Source organism: Gardnerella massiliensis, assembly GCF_003408845.1.
GTDB classification, from domain to species: Bacteria; Actinomycetota; Actinomycetes; order Actinomycetales; family Bifidobacteriaceae; genus Bifidobacterium; species Bifidobacterium vaginale_H.
In genome coordinates, this window is the sequence record NZ_LRTV01000010.1 from 56,606 (window position 1) to 74,994 (window position 18,389).

The 18,389-nt window shown below is 48.0% G+C and carries 15 protein-coding genes; 13 read left to right on the forward strand and 2 right to left on the reverse strand.

The genetic code is table 11. From position 1 onward, the window contains the following. Positions 1 to 52 precede the first annotated feature (52 nt). From mltG to AXE77_RS05770, 13 genes are all read left to right on the forward strand, one after another. A complete protein-coding gene (gene mltG, locus AXE77_RS05710) occupies positions 53 to 1,255 on the forward strand; it encodes an endolytic transglycosylase MltG (protein WP_116712525.1) in 1,203 nt (400 codons plus the stop codon). Positions 1,256 to 1,712: 457 nt separating this feature from the next. Then, positions 1,713 to 2,219 (forward strand): peptidase A24, encoded by a 507-nt coding sequence (locus AXE77_RS05715; RefSeq protein ID WP_116712526.1) that lies wholly within the window; start codon positions 1,713 to 1,715, stop codon positions 2,217 to 2,219. A 66-nt stretch (positions 2,220 to 2,285) separates the two neighbouring features. Next, a complete protein-coding gene (gene aroC / locus AXE77_RS05720; RefSeq protein WP_116712527.1) occupies positions 2,286 to 3,473 on the forward strand; it encodes a chorismate synthase in 1,188 nt (395 codons plus the stop codon). An 11-nt stretch (positions 3,474 to 3,484) separates the two neighbouring features. Then, positions 3,485 to 5,146 (forward strand): bifunctional shikimate kinase/3-dehydroquinate synthase, encoded by a 1,662-nt coding sequence (locus AXE77_RS05725; protein ID WP_165846094.1) that lies wholly within the window; start codon positions 3,485 to 3,487, stop codon positions 5,144 to 5,146. Between the two features lie 19 nt (positions 5,147 to 5,165). Further along, complete coding sequence (locus AXE77_RS05730) at positions 5,166 to 5,624, forward strand: type II 3-dehydroquinate dehydratase (RefSeq protein ID WP_116712529.1); 459 nt, start codon at positions 5,166 to 5,168, stop codon at positions 5,622 to 5,624. 180 nt (positions 5,625 to 5,804) lie between these two features. Beyond that, complete coding sequence (locus AXE77_RS05735) at positions 5,805 to 7,487, forward strand: CTP synthase (protein WP_116712530.1); 1,683 nt, start codon at positions 5,805 to 5,807, stop codon at positions 7,485 to 7,487. A 297-nt stretch (positions 7,488 to 7,784) separates the two neighbouring features. Next, on the forward strand, positions 7,785 to 9,326 hold the full coding sequence (sufB, locus tag AXE77_RS05740; RefSeq protein WP_116712531.1) for a Fe-S cluster assembly protein SufB: 1,542 nt from the start codon (positions 7,785 to 7,787) through the stop codon (positions 9,324 to 9,326). Further along, on the forward strand, positions 9,326 to 10,597 hold the full coding sequence (gene sufD / locus AXE77_RS05745; RefSeq protein WP_116712532.1) for a Fe-S cluster assembly protein SufD: 1,272 nt from the start codon (positions 9,326 to 9,328) through the stop codon (positions 10,595 to 10,597). The genes sufB and sufD overlap by 1 nt, the downstream gene beginning before the upstream one ends. Positions 10,598 to 10,606: 9 nt before the next feature. Continuing rightward, the gene (gene sufC, locus AXE77_RS05750; protein ID WP_116712533.1) at positions 10,607 to 11,383 is read left to right on the forward strand and encodes a Fe-S cluster assembly ATPase SufC; all 777 of its coding nucleotides are present in this window, start codon (positions 10,607 to 10,609) and stop codon (positions 11,381 to 11,383) included. Positions 11,384 to 11,479: 96 nt separating this feature from the next. After that, entirely contained in the window at positions 11,480 to 12,829 is a 1,350-nt protein-coding gene (locus tag AXE77_RS05755; RefSeq protein ID WP_116712550.1) for a SufS family cysteine desulfurase, read from the forward strand. A 66-nt stretch (positions 12,830 to 12,895) separates the two neighbouring features. Further along, positions 12,896 to 13,570, forward strand: a complete 675-nt coding sequence (sufU, locus tag AXE77_RS05760; protein WP_116712534.1) for a Fe-S cluster assembly sulfur transfer protein SufU — start codon at positions 12,896 to 12,898, stop codon at positions 13,568 to 13,570. 58 nt (positions 13,571 to 13,628) lie between these two features. Continuing rightward, the gene (locus tag AXE77_RS05765) at positions 13,629 to 14,105 is read left to right on the forward strand and encodes a metal-sulfur cluster assembly factor (protein ID WP_116712535.1); all 477 of its coding nucleotides are present in this window, start codon (positions 13,629 to 13,631) and stop codon (positions 14,103 to 14,105) included. An 81-nt stretch (positions 14,106 to 14,186) separates the two neighbouring features. Continuing rightward, positions 14,187 to 14,840 (forward strand): HAD family hydrolase, encoded by a 654-nt coding sequence (locus AXE77_RS05770; protein WP_205727530.1) that lies wholly within the window; start codon positions 14,187 to 14,189, stop codon positions 14,838 to 14,840. 574 nt (positions 14,841 to 15,414) lie between these two features. Here AXE77_RS05770 and AXE77_RS05775 read toward each other — a convergent pair. Together AXE77_RS05775 and AXE77_RS05780 are read right to left on the reverse strand one after the other, a co-directional pair. Then, positions 15,415 to 16,137: a DUF4125 family protein gene (locus AXE77_RS05775; protein ID WP_116712537.1), complete on the reverse strand. Its 723-nt coding sequence runs from the start codon at positions 16,135 to 16,137 to the stop codon at positions 15,415 to 15,417. Continuing rightward, positions 16,134 to 18,248, reverse strand: coding sequence for a DUF4037 domain-containing protein (locus AXE77_RS05780; protein WP_116712538.1), 2,115 nt, complete (start codon positions 18,246 to 18,248; stop codon positions 16,134 to 16,136). Before AXE77_RS05780 ends, AXE77_RS05775 begins: the two co-directional genes overlap by 4 nt. Positions 18,249 to 18,389: the final 141 nt, after the last annotated feature.

An 18,389-nucleotide genomic window follows, 5' to 3' on the forward strand; every position in this document is an offset into this window, starting at 1 on the left:
TGCGCGTGTAATAAAATATTGGTAGAGGCCAAGACTATAAGAGGAGCGTTACGTGTCTGAAAGTTTTGACGATTTCTTTGAACATCATGCTCAATGGACTGAGCACGACGGTTCCACTTCCCACACTACTTCGCAATCTTCTGCAGACTCATCGAATCACTCTTCTAATGGCGTAAGTTCACGACGTAAAGCTAAGGCTCGTCTTAAGGCGAAGCGTCGCAAACGTCGTTCAATGATAGTTTTGACGATACTACTCGTATTTGTTGTGTGCGTTATTGGTTACGCCGGTAGCAGCATGGTGCAATCGTTGCGTTCGTCTAACGATTCTACGGCAGTGGCTGATTGGTCAGGACCTGGTTTTGGTTCCGTTGAATTTACGGTTGATACTGGTGAAGGTGCTATGGCAGTCGGCTCGAAACTTGTAAAAGCCGGAATAGTAAAATCGCAAGCCGCTTTTACGTCTGCTGTTGCCGCCAATAATAAAATCCTGTATCCAGGAGTGTATGTGCTTAAAAAGCACATGGCTGCTATTGACGTCGTAGATATTCTTTCTGATCAAACCAAGGCTGGAGGCTTCCTTGAAGTTCGTGCGGGAGATTACGCTTTGGACGTTTTGCAAAAAGCTTCGGAACTTTCTGGCATAAGTTTGGACAATTTTAAAACCGTTCTTTCCACAGGCGCCTCGGGAATATTGCCTCCGGAAGCGCACGGCAATATTGAGGGATGGTTTGAACCAGGCGTTTACAATGTGAAATCAATGAAAAGTGCGGAAGCTATTCTTTCAGCTATGGTGAAAAAACGCATTGCTAAACTGGACACTCTTGGTATTCCTCAAGGTGAGAATCGCGAAAAAGCACTGATTATCGCTTCTATTGCCGAAGCAGAAGTGAACAATCGCGAATATTACGGCAAAGTGGTGCGCGTAGTACTGAATCGTCTTGCAAAAGATATGCCATTGGGAATGGATTCGACAGTGGGCTATGGTGCTGGAGTTAAGCCTATAAAGCTTACGCAAGCGATGCTCGACGACGCGAATAATCCGTACAACACTCGTATTCACAAGGGCTTAACGCCTACGCCTATTGGCATCGCGGGAGACAATGCGCTTTTGGCAGCTAACAAGCCTAAAAATGGCCCATGGTTGTACTTTGTGACTACCAATTTGAAGACTGGCGAAACAAAGTTTACGGACAATGAGCAGGAGTTTATGAAGTTCCGTGACGAGTACAAGCGCAACAATCCCGAAGGAAACTAAACTAAGATTATTTTCGATATTCTTGATTATCGTCTATGAGTTTTGTGGGATTCCTTTTTGCTGTGGCGCGAGTTTTGGGGGATTTCTCTCCTCGCACGTCCCGTCCTTCGTCGCTCTGGTTGTTAAAGGTTTTTATGTCTGCTTCGTTCTTAATGAATGTTGCTTCCTCAGTCCTCTTTTAGTGCTCGTAGAGAAATCCCCCTAAACTCTGCGTGCCAATCGTTAATAACCATGTTTTATCGCCGAGATTTTTCGATTTTTCTTCTTCGCTCGACTTGTCAGTAGCCTACGGCTCTGACGTCCGTCTTCGCTCAGTGCAAAAAATCTCAAATCTCACCACACTAATATCCACGCGGATGAATGACGGTGTAACTAAGCTGTCAAATAAAATCTAACTTTTAACCACATACATGTAGTTATGTTGCAAAAGTTTTATGAGTTTTCGTAATCTGCTTTAATGAAGCAATTAATTATTACGATAATATCTGCGTTGCCAACGCTTGTGTGCTCAGTTTCAGTTTGCGTAACAGACATAAAAAGTCGCGTAGTTCCAAGACTTTGGATTATTGTTGCGATATTTGTTCAGTCTTTAGCGAATCTTATATATTCCATCATTTTGTTTGGAAATATTAGTTTGCTTATTTTTGGCTGGATTTTTTGCGTATTTGTTTTTGCAATTTATTGGATTATGCTAAAAATCGCACCGCAAAATTCCCTTGGATTCGGTGATGTTACAAGTGCGGCAATGATTGCGCAAGCATTAATATTATTCGGTTTCGACTGCCTGATTTACTGGTTTGCTTTAGTCGGAATAGTTGGTTTAGTTTGGCTTTTATTATGGAAGATTTACTGCAAAATCTTCTCAGCAACCAACGCATCAATACCATTCGTACCAATCGAAGCAATATCTGCCATACTTGCAGCATTGCTGTCAATAACAACCCGCTCAATACTTAGTAGTTAGTCAATACTTAGTAGTTAGTAGAGTAGAGTACTTAGGCGCGTAAATTACGTAAGAATGGAGAATGGCATGCTCAGGTGGCAAACGGCAGGGGAATCGCACGGTGAAGCGTTAGTGGCAATGATAGAAGGTTTGCCAGCTGGTGTGCATGTTACGAGTGACGACGTGGTTGCGGCTCTTGCGCGTCGTCGCCTTGGCTACGGTCGCGGCGCTCGCATGAAGTTTGAACAAGACAAGGTGCGTTTGCTTACTGGAGTGCGTCACGGCGTAACGCTTGGTTCTCCTATTGCTGTGGAAATTGCGAATACTGAGTGGCCAAAGTGGACGGAAGTTATGAGCGCAGATCCTTTGGATCATGAGCTGCCAGAAGAAGGTCGCAATGCTGCGCTTTCTAGGCCGCGTCCGGGGCATGCAGATTTAACTGGCATGCGAAAGTATGGTTTTGATGATGCGCGCGAGGTTTTGGAACGTTCAAGTGCCAGGGAAACGGCTTCGAGAGTTGCTTTAGGTGCGATTGCAGATAAGTTTTTGCAGCAGGCGCTGGGTGTGCGCACTGTTGCGCATGTTGTTGGAATCGGCGGCGTATATGCTAACAAAAGTTTAGATTTACCAACACCTGACGATGTTTCGGCTTTGGATGCTTCACCAGTGCGCACTCTCGATAAAGATGCCGAAGCGCGCATGATGGCTCGTATTGACGAAGCAAAGGCGAATGCGGATACGCTCGGTGGTGTGGTGGAAGTGCTCGCGTATGGTATGCCAGCAGGCGTTGGAACATACGTGGAATCAGACCGTCGCCTGGATGCAGCGCTTGCTAGTGCGCTTATGGGAATCCAAGCTATTAAAGGCGTGGAAATTGGCGACGGATTTTTAGAGGCAGATCGCCCTGGATCGGCTGCGCACGACGAAATCGTAACCGACGAAAACGGCAAAATTACGCGTCTTACTAACCGTGCCGGGGGTATTGAAGGCGGCATGTCAAATGGCGAAATCATACGCGTGCGTGCTGCAATGAAACCAATTCCTTCCATTCCGCGCGCATTACGCACTGTTGACGTACTCACCGGCGAAGCTGCTCAAGCAATCAACCAGCGTTCTGATTTCACGGCTGTTCCCGCAGCTTCCGTAGTTGCAGAAGCAATGGTGAGACTTACTTTGGCAAAGTACGCTTTAGAAAAGTTTGGGGGAGATTCGCTAGAAGAAACGCGTCGCAACGCCGAATCTTACGTAACTTCCTGGCCGGAGTATATGCAGTGAGCGGGAAAGTCATGCCTTTAGCCGTTATTATCGGCATGCCAGCAGCTGGAAAAACTAGAGTCGGCCGCGAAGTAGCGCATCTTATGGACGTTCCATTCCTCGACACGGACGCCATAATTGAAGACGAGATCGATATGCCGATTACCCAATATTTTGAACAATATGGGCAAGAAACATTCCGGGATGTAGAAGCGCGTATTGTGCGCGAAACAATCTTAGGAAGCCGAGCTGTACGCGGTATTGTTTCCCTGGGTGGTGGCGCTCCCATACGCAAGGAAACGCAGGAAGTTTTAAAAACATACGAATGCTTAGGTGGGCGTGTAATTTACTTGCAAGCAAGCCCTAAAGAAGCTATTGAGCGCGCAAGTTGGAACAATAATCGACCAATGCTTATCGGGGATGACGCGGAAAAACGGTGGATGGCACTATATGAACAACGCAATCCTATTTTTTGTGCGATTGCCAATATTCACATGCCAACTCGAGGATCTACGCCAATTATGGCGGCAGAAAAATTAAGGAGCATGATTATGCAACGCATAGTGCATGTAACTGGCGAAAGTATTGAACCGTACGACGTACGCATTGGTGACGCAGCTATGCAACTGTTGCCGCAAATGCTTGGAAATAAGCCGGTTCGTGTGGCGCTAATCCATACACAGCCGGTGCAACGTCACAGCGACAAAGCGCGCGCAATTTTGCGTCAAGCAGGTTACGAAGTTTTCGATATGCTAGTGCCAGACGCTGAGGCCGGCAAAACTATTCAGGTTGCTACCGGATTGTGGACGAGACTTGGAGAAGCTGGGTTCACGCGCTCTGACGCGATTGTAGGCTTGGGTGGCGGCGCTGCAACGGATGTGGCCGGTTTCGTCGCAGCAACGTGGATGCGCGGAATTCGTTACGTGAATTGCCCCACTTCGCTGCTCGCTATGGTGGACGCTTCTACAGGCGGGAAAACTGGTATTAATACTGAGATTGGCAAAAATCTGGTTGGCAGTTTTTACACTCCGGCGGGTGTGCTAGCGGATACTTCGACGTTGGCGACTTTGCCAAATGACATTCTTATTGAAGGCTTGGGAGAGGTTGCAAAATCTGGGTTTATTCGCGACGGCGAAATTTTGAAAATTCTTAGCGACTCCAATAACGCTAAGCTTTTGCGCGAATTTAACGGGGCGCAATTAGAGTGCAATGAGACGCTTCACGAACTATTGGTAGAGCTGATTGAGCGTACGGTTCGTGTGAAAGCGTATCACGTGTCGAAAGATTTGAAAGAACAGGGTTTGCGCGAATTTTTGAACTACGGGCATACGCTTGGGCATGCGATTGAACAGATTGAACACTTCCGCTGGCGTCACGGGAACGCTGTGGCAGTTGGCATGGTTTTTGCGGCGGAACTTGCGCAAATTTTGGGATATTTGGATGCTGAAGATGTTGACTACCATCGTTCACTTTTGGATTCGCTTGGGTTGCCAACGTCTTGGAACGCAAGTGCTACTTGCGGAAACGTAGAAAACGCTTGGCAGCGCGTGCTCGATCTTATGCATCGCGATAAAAAAGCGCGCGGTAACATGCTACGTTTCGTAATTTTGGATGGTATTTCAAATCCTATTCATCTTGACAATCCGCCTATTGAAGCAGTTAAAGAAGCGTTTGAGCGAGTTTATAAAAAATAATTAATCTTGTGAGGAAATTATGGAAAATCAACAACCGAAAAAAGTGCTTGTAGTTAACGGACCGAATTTAGGTCGACTTGGCGTGCGTCAGCCAGATGTGTACGGTAGCGAAAATTTTGAAACTTTGTGCGAATATTGCCAAAAGTGGGGGGCGGAGCTTGGTTTCAAAGTAGAAGTGCGCCAAAGTGACGACGAAGCGCAAATGGTTCACTGGATGCACGAAGCTGCCGATACGCATACTCCGGTTGTTATGAACCCTGCCGCTTTTACGCACTACAGTTATGCGCTCGCGGACGCAGCTCACATGGTTTTGGACGCTGGTGTGCCGCTAATGGAAGTGCATATTTCTAATCCTGCTGCGCGCGACGCTTTTCGTAAAATAAGCGTAATTAGTCCTGTTGCAACTGGCACTATTACCGGCATGGGATTGTATGGTTACAAGCTTGCTTTAGAGGCTGTTGCGCATATTGTGCAGTAGAGTAGGGCTTGCGCGTGTAGATTAGAAGTTACGCAATTCGTAAGGTTACGCAATTCGTAAGGTTACGAAATACGTAAGGTTACGAAATACGTAAAGTATTAAAATTGCGAAATCTTAAAAATCGCGAAATCTCACAAAATCAACACCCAGCGTCGAGGCTCGAAGATACTATGGAGTTCCATGGTTAGAAGCAAACATGGTAACTCTCAGGAGCATATTACAAAGCATATTTTTGTCACTGGTGGCGTAGTTTCGTCCCTAGGAAAAGGCCTTACAGCATCTTCGTTAGGCCGACTTTTACGCAGTCGCGGACTGCACGTATTGCAGCAAAAACTCGATCCTTATATCAACGTAGATCCGGGAACTATGAATCCGTTCCAGCACGGTGAAGTCTACGTTACAGAAGATGGTGCAGAAACAGATCTCGACATTGGTCATTACGAGCGATTCCTCGATGTTTTCTTAAGTCAGAAAGCAAATGTTACAACTGGTCAGATTTATCAGTCGGTGCTTCGTAAGGAGCGCGCTGGCGAGTATTTGGGTCAGTGTGTGCAGGTTATTCCGCATATTACCGGCGAAATTAAGTCGCGTATGCGCGCGCAGGCTTCCGACGATGTTGACGTTATTATTACGGAAATTGGCGGCACTGTTGGCGATATTGAATCCCAGCCGTTCCTTGAGGCGGCTCGCGAAGTTCGTCGCGATTTGGGTCCTGAAAACTGCATGTTTGTGCACGTTTCTTTGGTGCCTTATATCGCAGCAGCTCACGAATTGAAAACTAAGCCAACTCAGCATTCCGTAATGATGCTTCGTCAGCTTGGTATTTCTCCAGACGCGCTCGTTTTGCGTTCGGATCGTCCGCTTAACCAGAGCATTAAAGACAAGATTTCGCTTATGTGCGATGTTGATGCTGAAGGTGTGGTGAACTGCGTTGACGCCCCAAGCATTTACGATGTGCCGAAGATTTTGTTCAATGAAGGTTTGGACGCTTACGTTGTGCGCGAGCTTGAGCTTCCGTTCCACGATGTTGATTGGGACGAGTGGGAAGATTTGCTTGAGCGCGTGCATCATCCAAAGCATGAGCTGAATATTGCGATCGTTGGTAAGTATATTGATTTGCCAGATGCGTACCTTTCCGTTACCGAGGCTATTAAGGCTGGCGGTTTTGCTAACTGGGCTAAGGTGAACGTGCGCTGGGTTGCTGCCGACAGGTGCGAAACGCAAGAAGGTGCGGCCGCGGCTCTCGACCAAATGGACGGCATGGTTATTCCAGGCGGCTTTGGTATTCGCGGTATTGAAGGTAAGATTGGCGCTTTGCGTTATGCTCGCGAGCACGGTTTGCCAACGCTTGGTCTTTGCCTTGGCTTGCAGTCTATGGTTATTGAGTACGCTCGTCACGTGCTTGGGCTTGAGGATGCTAATTCCACAGAGTTCGAGAAGGATTGTGGCGATCCAGTAATCGCAACTATGGAGGAGCAGAAGGATATTGTGGCCGGTAAGGGAGATATGGGTCACACAATGCGACTTGGCTCTTACCCTGCAACGCTTGAGGAAGGCTCTATTGTTGCTGAGCTTTATGGCTCTACGCATGTTACTGAGCGTCACCGTCACCGTTACGAGGTGAACGTGGCTTATAAGGATCGTTTGCGTGAAGCCGGCTTGCGTATTAGCGGCCAAAGCCCGGATGGTAATTTGACTGAGTTTGTGGAACTTCCAAAGGATATTCACCCATTCTATGTGGCAACTCAGGCTCATCCAGAGTTTAAGTCTCGCCCAACTAAGCCTCATCCACTGTTTGCTGGCTTGGTTGCAGCGGCTCTTGAGCATCAGGCGGCTGCTCAAAATAGCAAAGCAGATAAGTAAGCTTAAGTAAGATTTACATAGGTCAATCTTAAGTAAGTTAAATAAAACTTAAGTAAGTAAAGTCAAGCGGTAAAGCTGGGTTTTCCTAAGTTTTGCCGCTTATTTGTTTAATTGATTGTGAGGAACATTACGTTTTGTACGTAACATGGCTATACCAGGAAATCGCATTACGCGGTACTCTTAAATAGGTAAATAATTTGAGTGGCTAGAACGCAAAAGTAACGTTGGGGAATGCTTTTGCGATTACGCGCGCAAGTAGGAGCGTGGCAGTGTTATGCATGGAGGTGCTATAGGCGTATGAACGATACTAGCAATATTAGTCATACAAGCGTTACAGCAAGTGATGGTAGTATCCCAGCCAAAAATAAGGCTGCAGACGTTGAAATGAGCCAGTATGTGGCAGATCGCGCGCGAGTAAATGAAGAAAAAATTCGCCAAGACGAGCAGATTGTTGCCGAATTTGGTGAGTACAATTACGGCTGGCACGATTCGGATGCTGCAGGCGAGGCTGCGAAAAAGGGTATTGATGAGTCGGTTGTGCGCGCAATTTCTGCCGATAAAAACGAGCCGGAATGGATGCTAAACCTTCGTTTGCAAGGCTACCGCGCGTTTTTGCAAAAGCCTATGCCGGATTGGGGTGTAGATTTAAGCGGTTTTGATGCGGATGATTTTAAGTATTACGTTCGTCCAGTTCACGATCAAGCGAAAACTTGGGACGATTTGCCGGAAGATATTCGCAACACTTACGATAGGCTTGGTATTCCGGAAGCGGAGAAAAAGCGCTTAGTTTCAGGCGTTGCAGCGCAGTATGAGTCGGAAGTTATTTACAATTCGATTCGTGAGGATTTAGCAGCTCAGGGCGTGATTTTCGTTGATACGGATACGGCAGTGCAGAAGTATCCGGAGCTTGTAAAAAAGTATTTTGCAACCGTGATTCCGGTTGACGACAATAAGTTTGCGGCTTTGAATACGGCGGCTTGGAGTGGTGGTTCGTTCGTTTACGTTCCAAAAGGCGTGCATGTTGATATTCCGCTTCAGGCTTACTTCCGCATTAACACGCCGAATATGGGTCAGTTTGAGCGCACGTTGATTATTGCAGACGAAGGCTCGTACGTGCATTACGTTGAGGGTTGCACGGCTCCGATTTATTCCACGGATTCTCTTCACGCTGCAAACGTTGAAATTGTTGTGGAAAAGCATGCGCGTGTGCGTTACACAACTGTGCAAAACTGGTCGAATAACGTGTACAACTTGGTAACTCAGCGAGCTTACGTGCGCGAAGGCGGCACAATGGAGTGGGTTGACGGCAACATTGGCTCCAAAGCTACTATGAAGTATCCTGCTTGTATTCTTGCCGAGCCTTACGCAAAAGCAGAAACCATGTCTTTGAGTTTTGCCGGCCGCGGCCAGTACCAGGATACGGGTGCGAAGATGATTCATTTGGCTCCACACACGAGTTCCACGATTGTTGCAAAGTCGATTTCGCGCGGCGGTGGTCGTTCTGCTTACCGCGGTCTTGTGAAGATTATCAAGGGTGCGAAGGGCTCAAGTTCGTCGGTTGTGTGCGATGCTTTGCTTGTTGACGATTTTTCGAGGTCTGACACTTATCCGCATGTTGACGTGCGCGAAGACGACGTTTCGATGGCTCACGAAGCTACTGTTTCCAAGGTCTCCGAAGATCAGCTTTTCTACTTGATGAGTCGCGGTCTTGAAGAAAAAGAGGCTATGGGCATGATTGTGCGCGGCTTTGTGGAGCCGATTAGCCGTGAGTTGCCGATGGAGTACGCGCTTGAGCTTAATCGCTTGGTTGAGTTGCAAATGGAAGGATCCGTGGGCTGATGAGCGAAGATTTTGAAAAGAATGTAGGCAATAATATGACGGAAAAAGAAATTAGTATTCCTGTAGCGGACCCTGATGATCCTTACGCTGTTCCTGCAGCAATGCCTTCTAGCGCCGACAAATCCGTGCGCTCGTTTAACGTGGAAGATTTTGCGATTCCAACGCGCAAGCAGGAAGATTGGCGATACACTCCAGTTGAGAGAATTTCCGAGTTTTTTGAGTGCTTTGAGCCGGCTAATAGTATTAAAGTAACGCTTGAAGGCGTTGGTGGAGCCGCTTTGGATGATTATTACGTTGGTAACGAAGGTTCCGTAAGTTTGCAAATAAAGCCGCAAAACGATGCGCCTCACACCGATATGAAGCCGTCTGATCGCGTAGCTGCTGTTGCTTGGAATGTTGCGAAATCTGCATACGTACTGCACGTATCTGGCGAAATCAAAAAGCCAATCGTACTGAAGATTCAGGGTAATCTCGCGAATAGCGCAAATGAAAACGCTGTACAATCGCTTGACGCATTGCACTTAGTAATCGAAGCAGATTCGCGCTCGAACGCAGATATTATTATCGAACATACCGGAATTGCAAAACTTGCTGAAGGTGTGGAAATCATCCTCGGAAAGCACGCGCACGTTTCTACTACATTTATTCAAGAGTGGGATTCGGGCAGCAAGCACGTTGGAAACCAGCGTATTCACGTGGGCGAAGGTGCTTCGCTTCGTCACACAATGGTCACTCTTGGCGGAGATGTTGTGCGCATTCGCATGGATCAAGATTTTGGCGGCGAACAGGGCGATTTGAACATGCTCGGCATGTATTTTGTGGATCCAGGCGAGCACGTGGAGCATCGCACGATGGTTGTGCATAATTATCCAGAATGCAAGTCCAGAGTTGTGTACAAGGGTGCTTTGGAAGGGAAGGGTGCGCATTCGACTTGGGTTGGAAACGCGCTTATTAAGCCGGAAGCGCCTGGCACTGATTCGTACGAGTTGAACCGTAATTTGGTGCTCACTCCTGGAGCAATTGCCGATTCGGAGCCGAATTTGGAAATTGAAAACGGCAATATTATTGGTGCCGGCCACGCAAGTTCGGTTGGTCGATTTGATGACGAGGAGCTTTTCTACTTGCAATCGCGCGGAATTAGTGAGATTGAGGCAAGAAAGCTTGTTGTGCGCGGATTCTTTAACGAGCTTATTGAAGAAATTGGCGTGCCGGAAATTGTTGATCACTTAATGAAGGCAATTGAGCGCCGTCTTGCAAGAACGGAAGAATAGGAGAAAAACATGTCAACTTTGGAAATTAAGGATTTGTACGCTTCTGTAGAAACAAAAGAAGGACGTAAGCAAATCTTAAAAGGCGTAAATCTTACGGTTAATTCTGGAGAAACTCACGCAATTATGGGTCCTAACGGATCTGGAAAGTCTACTCTTGCCTACACTTTGGCAGGTCACCCAAAGTATGAAGTCGATTCCGGTCAGGTGCTTCTCGACGGCGAAGATATTTTGAAAATGACTCCTGACGAGCGTGCAAAAGCGGGATTATTCCTTGCAATGCAGTACCCGGTGGAAGTACCGGGTGTATCTATGACGAACTTCCTTCGCACCGCAAAAACCGAAGTTGACGGCAAAGCTCCATCTTTAAGAAGCTGGGTTAAAGAACTTAGCGAAGCTATGAAAAAGCTGCGAATGGATCCAAAATTCGCGTCGCGTTCAGTAAACGAAGGCTTCTCCGGCGGTGAAAAGAAGCGTGCGGAAGTGTTGCAATTAGAGCTTTTGAAACCAAAGTTCGCAATTTTGGACGAAACTGATTCCGGCCTCGACGTAGACGCGCTTCGAATTGTGTCGGAAGGCGTGAATCGTGCCAAAGAGAACACTGGTTTAGGCATTATGATGGTTACGCATTACACGCGAATTCTTAAGTATATTAAGCCAGATATTGTGCACGTTTTTGCGCAAGGTCACTTTGTAAAGACGGCTGGCCCGGAGCTTGCGGACGAGCTGGAAGAAGAAGGTTACGACAAGTATTTGCCGGAAGGTGCAACTGAGTCGGCGTTGGCTTAAGTGCAGCTTAAGTGACGTTTTAATCGGTTTATATATTCGTAAAAATAGCGTAAATAGCGTAAAAAATAGCGGTTGAATATGACTACAGAAAATATTATGCGAGAATTTAGCGATTTGCGCGCAGAATTTCCGATTTTGCGTCGTACGGTTCACGGCACTTCGCTTTACGATACTGTGCGCGGAAAGTCCTTGATTTACTTGGATTCTGCAGCAACTTCGCAAAAACCGCAGGTGGTAATCGACACCGAAAAAGAGTTTTACGAAACGATTAACGCTGGCGTGCATAGGGGAGCGCACGAGTTGGCGGCACTTTCGACGGTTGCGTTTGAAGAAGCGCGTGCGAAAGTTGCGCGTCTTGTTGGAGCGTGCGCGGAAGCTGGCGGCGAGGAAATTGTTGTCACTCCAGGAGCGACGGGCGCTCTTAATCTTCTCGCAACTGCTATTGGTAACGCTAGTGCGAAAGCAAAAATTTGCAAAATAAGTGGTAGCGCTTCTGTTGATTTAGTTGGTGCTGATAATTTCCGCCAAAATTTCGCGCTTCACGAAGGTGACGTAATAGTCGTGTCGCGCGCAGATCACCACTCTGTTTTGCTTCCATTCCAAGAGCTGGCCTTTCGCACGGGAGCTGAACTTCGCTGGATTGACGTAACAGAAGACGGCCGCGTGCGTGCGGACGCGGAATATTTACGAACGATTATTGACGAGCACACGAAAATTGTTGCAGTTACGCATATTAGCAACGTTACTGGCGCTATTACGGACGTTTCGTCGATTTGCGAGCGCGCTCACGAAGTCGGGGCGATTTTTGTGCTAGACGCATGCCAGTCCGTGCCGCATATTCCGGTTGATTTTCACGCTTTAAACGTTGATTTTGCAGCTTTTAGTGCGCATAAAATGTATGGGCCAACGGGAGTTGGGTTCTTGTACGGTCGCCGCGAGCTTTTGAACGCGCTTCCGCCAGCCAGTTTCGGAGGTTCAATGGTGGAGCTTGCCTGGCTTAACAAGCCGGCGCAATACATGGATGCGCCTTACCGTTTTGAGGCTGGGACTCAGCCGGTTGCACAAATGGTTGCGGCGGGAGTGGCAGCGGATTGGTTGCGCGCGTTGGGAATGAACCATGTTGCAGAACATGAGCAGGAAATTGCTGCAGAATTGCTAAAATTGCAGGATGTTCCGGGTGTTCGCATTTTGGGACCGACTAATTTAGAGAATCGAATTGGCACGGTTGCTTTTGAAGTTGAAGGCGTGCATCCGCACGACGTTGGCCAATTTTTAGACGCACAAGGCATTGCGATTCGCGTTGGGCATCATTGCGCTCAGCCGATTCACCGTCATTTTGGCGTGTATGCGTCGAATCGCGCTTCCGTCGGCGTTTACAACACGATTGACGAGGCTCGTGCGCTTGTTGAAGCAGTTTCTCACGTTCGCGCCTACTTTGGCGCATAATATTGCTAGTGAGTTAGTGAGTCAGCAAGTTAGTCGAGCAAGTTAGCAAGTAGGTAAGGAGTGCGTATGTTTGATATGGGTTTTGGTGCGGGAACTGGTTTTGGTGCGGGAGCCGGTTTTGGCGGCTCTGGTGATATGGCTGGTGGCGGCTTGGAAAGCATGTACCAAGAAGTGATTTTGGATGCCGCACGAAATCCGCACGGAAAAACTCATTTCGAAAGCACGGCCGCGCTCGCACAAGCTGAACTGCAGGAAGAATCTGCCGAATCTACAAAAAATACAGAATCTACCGAAATCACACTGAACAATACTCACGAAAGTTGCGCTGTAGCAACCGACGCAAGCACTCATCCTTTTGGCCAATCACACCAATTCAATCCAACTTGTGGCGACGAAGTAACTATGCGCGTGGAACTTTCCCGCAGCAATAATTCCGAAAAACCAACTGTAGCAAGCGTTAAGTGGGATGGTCACGGCTGCTCAATCTCGCAAGCGAGCCTTTCAATGATGGTTGATTTAGTCGAAGGAAAGTCGGTTGAAGAAGCGTTGCGGTTAGACGCACTATTCCACAAACTTATGGAATCTCGAGGCGCAGGTTTGCAAAACGAAGAAGACGAAGATGCCCTAGAAGACGCGATGGTTCTGCAAGGCGTATCGCGCTATCCAATGCGAATTAAATGCGCACTTTTGGCGTGGGAAGGCTTAAAAGACAGCATTGCCAAAGCAATGAGCAGTTTCTAACATAAATTCTGCGTAGTTTGTAGAATCGAACTTTGGTACAAGCAAAGCAAGGAATATTATGGCAGAAAATCAATCGGCGGTTGAGCTGGCACAGTCGGCGCCTTTAAGTGCGAACGATATTGGCAGAGTTACCGAGGAAGATATTCAGGAAGCGCTTCACGACGTAGTGGATCCGGAATTAGGTATTGACGTGGTGGATTTGGGCTTGGTGTATGGCATTGAGCTTGACGAGCTGGGTCGCGCGATTATTACCATGACGCTTACTACGCCTGCTTGCCCGCTTACGGATTTGATTGAGGACGAGTGTGCGAATGCGCTCGCAGGGCTGGTTGATGAGTTCCGCATTGATTGGACGTGGAAGCCGCGTTGGACGGTTGATAACATTAGCGAAGATGGACGCGCGCAGCTTGAGGCGCTCGGTTACAATCTTAATAATTTGCAAACGAACTTTGCGATGGGTGCAGTTGGCGCGTATGGAATGTATGGCGACGCATACGATAATTCGATGAGTGCTGGCATTCCTCCGACCGCGTAACTTGGATTATTTTAACGTTTGTTTTAGTGTTCTCCTTAATATCGTTAATATCGTTAATATCGGCATAAACAAGTGGGAAGTATGTGCGCTGAAATAAAAGCAGTTAGTGCAAGCGGAATTTGTGATATTAGTGCTATTTGCGATACAAATAGTGTGCGCGAAAATAGTATCCGCGAGTATGTTGCGCGCGGAATTTCCGACGTTGTTTTCGACTTGCAATTGCTGGTGGATTGGGGTGCGCGCCGCACGTTGGCTGAGGATTATCCGGATTTTATTGAGGAAGTGCTGTTTAGTTTCGAGCCGGAATGGGGATTTGAGTTTCATGAGGCTCTGCGCGAGGCTGGGTGGAGTATTGATCGCGCGCTTGAATCGTTTAGTGAGCATCATGGGCCGGCTGTTACGTGGCTATATCGCTTGTATTTTGAACGTTTTGAGCGCGGTTTTGCGGGTGAGCGTGCGGATACTTCGGCCGCGGCGCGTGAGTTGATTGCTAGCGGTGTGCGCGTGTGGGCGCTTGGTAACGCTTCTAACGATTGGCTCCGCTGCGCTCGCAAAACTTGCCCAATACTTGGCGAACTAAACGGCGTTTGCGCATCTTACGAAACGCATTTACGCAAGCCGGACGTAATGCTTTACCGCGCGTTTTTGCAACAAAACTCCCTTTCTTGTGCTTCTACGCTTTTCCTCGAAGGCGACTCTCGCGCAGCTTCAGCTGCCGCTCTACTTTATTCTTAATCGGCATCTTAATCTGCACTAGTGTCTCTGCTTGCCTATTTTCGGACACTGGTGCAGTAATTAATCTGCGTTAGTGTCCCAAAACAAGCAGAATGAGACACTAGTGCAGAAATCGTACTGCGCGAGTGTCTGAAGAACGTAGTCAAGAGACCTTAACGCAGTAACTAATCTGCGTTAGTGTCTCAAAAAAAGCAAAATGGGACACTCGTGCAGCGCTCAGGCAGGTCGTCGCGCTCACAAAACACAACCAAATTCCTAATGAATTACCACACTAACCTGCCCTGCCTTCGTCAATCGAGACGAAGGCAGACCTCGCTTGCGTTGAAAGCACCCCGTGCTTTCAACTTGAGCAAGCTCGGCGCTCCGAGTTGCCTTCGCGCGCTAAATCGCAGCGCTCAGGCAGGTCGTCGCGCACACCAGTCACAACCGAATTACCAATGAACTACCACACGAATCTGCCCTGCCTTCGTCAATCGAGACGAAGGCAGACCTCGCTTGCGTTGAAAGCACCCCGTGCTTTCAACTTGAGCAAGCTCGGCGCTCCGAGTTGCTTTCGCGCGCTAAATCGCAGCGCTCAGGCAGGTCGTCGCGCACGCTCGGCTGATTCGAGCGAATCGTAACCGTACATGCGCACAGTATTAGCAATTATCATTTGCGTAAGATTGCGGTTTTCTGCGCGCAAGTTATTTACAAAACGCTGGTATTTTGCGAAAGTTGCGTCAGAATACGTGCTTAATTCGCCTCGCAAATACGTTTCAAAAGACGTATTTTCTGCCGTATCCTTGCTAGTTTTAAGCACGCGCATAGCAAGTCCCAAATGCGGGTAGTGCTCGCGAAAATCCGCAGCCCACTCAACTTGCGTTGAAATAATCTGCTCCTGCGCACTTTTTCTAGGCTCCAAAATCGGCTTAATATAAGGCTTAATCGTGCGCTCAAAAATTTCCGGCGCAGTCGACTCCATCATTCGCGCATATTTTTCCGTGATCAAATTGCGTCCATCGCTATTTGCGCGCTCAAGATCCTGCTTATAAGACTCCTGCAAATCAAGTGGCCACGTCAAAAACTGGCTCATGCGCATAATGCGAAAAGTCGGCCAATTTCCTTGACAATTCGCGCGTCCGCCTTCGTTGTGCGTAAGCTGAAACTGATTCCACTCGAGTTTGGTGATTTCTGTGCCCATTTCTTCCGCAAGTTTTTGCGTTTTCGTCTTTTCTTCTTCCGCAAGTTTTTGCGTTTTCGTCTTTTCTTCTTCCGCAAGTTTTTGCGCTTTCATATTTGTCGATAAATTGCACATCATAAACTCCTCAAACATTCCGCGCACGAGCGAATATGCGCCTCAACGTACGGCCGCTGCCATTCCAAAAAAGTTTCGCTGCAATTGCTTAAGCCCTCGTATTGCAACTCGCGCACAATATCCTCGCAAATACTGTCAACTATTTGCGTAACTTGCTTTTGCGCAATTCCCGCGCCCTTGCCGCCTTCTCCAAAACTGTCGCCGCCGGAACCATCGCCACCAAAGCACGCAGCGGAAGAAAGTCGCATTAACGACTCGAGTTTTCCACACACTTCTGGAAGTCTGGAAGCCATGCGATTGCTTAGCTTTCGTAACGCTGCAAACTGCCACTTGTAGTACGGCAAGTAGCCTGCAGTTACGGGATTGTTTAGCAGAAAAACGAGGGAAGCGGTTGCGTGCACGAATTCGTTAATAGAAAGCCACGCCGCCGCAGAGTCTTTGCGTGCAAGCATGCGTGGTAAATTGTATTGGCCGGCTTGCGAAATCATGCCAAGTCTTCTGGAGATTAGTGAGATTCGCACGTCGTCCGGCATGAGTTTGAAGCTTTGGCGCGCTTTTGAGAACTCGCCAAGAGGATCCGCAAAAATTTTGCCGTTCGTCGCTGCGGCCAGCGTGCTTTCGTTTAGTGAGAGCCATAAGTGCGGCTCGTTTGCGGCTGGGGCAGTGGGGAAGCCCGTAATATTTTGGAAGAATTCGCTTATGCTGAACACTCCGACTCGCTTGCTACTTTCGCAAGATTTAGCGCGCGGCGTTTCGTTGCGAGAGTCAAAACCGGCATATTCTTTCGGAAGTGCGTCGTAAGCTGACTGCAAATCCTCGCCAATTTCCGCGTAATCTTCGTCGGTAAGCCACAAGCAGAAGCCGGGTCCAAAATCGTGGTCGCGCGAAATCTCGTCGTCAAAACCGTAGCATTCCGAGCCGTGACCAACTAATCCGGCTGCAATGCGATTTTTGTATTCTGCAAATTTTGGCTGATCAAGTAACGGTTTTCCGTAAGTTTGCCAATACGATTGCGCTAATTGCATGCCGTTTGCTATGCGTTGGCTTGGCGATTGTGGGGTTGGTGATTCGGGAAGTTCTTTAGATACTTCTATAGATTCTTCCGTAACTTTTTCCGTAACTTTTTCCGCTAACTTACGTGTCTGACGCAAATTTTCCGCAGTAATCGCGTAAGATTCGCTATCTTTTCCGTAACACTCAGCAATCAAATCGAGTGCTTTACTGTAACTTTCCGCCGCCTGAGCGTACTCGCCGCGCGCGCACTGCACTTGCGCAAATCCTGCCAAGGCAGAAGCGTAGTGCGGCTGATTTTCGTTGTTTCCGGCGACGTACATGCGAACGCTGGTCGAAGCGTGCTTAAAAGCAGAGTCAAGAACGTCAGTAGTATTCACGGCTGAGTTTTGTGAAAAATCCTGCAGCATTGCCAGTGCAAGATTCGTGTGCGTAGCAGCAATGTCGATGTCGCAATCAGGATCCGTGCTCGTATTTTGCAAAATCTCAAGTGCCTGATTAAGCTCCTCTATTGCTTCGCTCGTGCGATCGGTTTCACTGTAAAGCATCGAAAGATTATTGTGAAGCGCGGCAAGCTTGCGATTTTTGGGACCGAGCGTTTTGGCTGATTCGTTAAGAGCTTGAGTGTAAATTTTTTCGGCTCGATTGTAGTCGTCTGCCGCACGAAGGCTTGTGGCGGCGTTAATTAGCGTGGTTGTACCGGCTTCGGTGCCGGCTAGGTGCATGGAATCGGCTAGATTTAGAGCGCGCTCGATGATTGACTGATTTTTTGCGTGCTCTCCGCGCGATCTATAAAATCCCATGAGTTCGTTGAGAATGGAAAGCTGCAGGGGATTGGTTTCGGCGTTTGCTGCGGATGTTTTGGTTGCTGCAGTTGATGCGGCGGCAAGTTTGGTTTCGTCGGTTGCTGCAACTTTTGCGGCTTCTTGTTGTGACTTTGCGTCTGCTGTGATCTCTTGTCGCGTCTTTGCGCCTGCCGTAATTTCGGAACTTATCTGCGTTTCGGCAAGTTTTTGCAAAAGGTACGATTCAATCGCGTCAGCGCCCGCGTGATTCGCGAACATTTCGTCAAGCTCGCTATAAAATTGCGCAGCGTTCTGCATCAAAGCCCCCTTGCTATTGCGCTCGTCCAATCAATCGACTTTAACTTTACAGCCACGTAAAGAAACTAGTGCTATCTCGCCTAAAAGCGACAAAAACTTTACAGCCGTGTGCAGTAAATGTCGGAATTTGCGGGGGGGGGG

Excerpts from the sequence above, each read along its gene's own strand:
- AXE77_RS05715 (WP_116712526.1), top strand. The coding sequence starts at position 1,713 with ATGAAGCAATTAATTATTACGATAATATCTGCGTTGCCAACGCTTGTG.
- aroC (WP_116712527.1), top strand. The coding sequence starts at position 2,286 with ATGCTCAGGTGGCAAACGGCAGGGGAATCGCACGGTGAAGCGTTAGTG.
- AXE77_RS05725 (WP_165846094.1), top strand. The coding sequence starts at position 3,485 with ATGCCTTTAGCCGTTATTATCGGCATGCCAGCAGCTGGAAAAACTAGA.
- AXE77_RS05730 (WP_116712529.1), top strand. The coding sequence starts at position 5,166 with ATGGAAAATCAACAACCGAAAAAAGTGCTTGTAGTTAACGGACCGAAT.
- AXE77_RS05735 (WP_116712530.1), top strand. The coding sequence starts at position 5,805 with ATGGTTAGAAGCAAACATGGTAACTCTCAGGAGCATATTACAAAGCAT.
- sufB (WP_116712531.1), top strand. The coding sequence starts at position 7,785 with ATGAACGATACTAGCAATATTAGTCATACAAGCGTTACAGCAAGTGAT.
- sufD (WP_116712532.1), top strand. The coding sequence starts at position 9,326 with ATGAGCGAAGATTTTGAAAAGAATGTAGGCAATAATATGACGGAAAAA.
- sufC (WP_116712533.1), top strand. The coding sequence starts at position 10,607 with ATGTCAACTTTGGAAATTAAGGATTTGTACGCTTCTGTAGAAACAAAA.
- AXE77_RS05755 (WP_116712550.1), top strand. The coding sequence starts at position 11,480 with ATGCGAGAATTTAGCGATTTGCGCGCAGAATTTCCGATTTTGCGTCGT.
- sufU (WP_116712534.1), top strand. The coding sequence starts at position 12,896 with ATGTTTGATATGGGTTTTGGTGCGGGAACTGGTTTTGGTGCGGGAGCC.
- AXE77_RS05765 (WP_116712535.1), top strand. The coding sequence starts at position 13,629 with ATGGCAGAAAATCAATCGGCGGTTGAGCTGGCACAGTCGGCGCCTTTA.
- AXE77_RS05770 (WP_205727530.1), top strand. The coding sequence starts at position 14,187 with ATGTGCGCTGAAATAAAAGCAGTTAGTGCAAGCGGAATTTGTGATATT.
- AXE77_RS05775 (WP_116712537.1), bottom strand. The coding sequence starts at position 16,137 with ATGATGTGCAATTTATCGACAAATATGAAAGCGCAAAAACTTGCGGAA.
- AXE77_RS05780 (WP_116712538.1), bottom strand. The coding sequence starts at position 18,248 with ATGCAGAACGCTGCGCAATTTTATAGCGAGCTTGACGAAATGTTCGCG.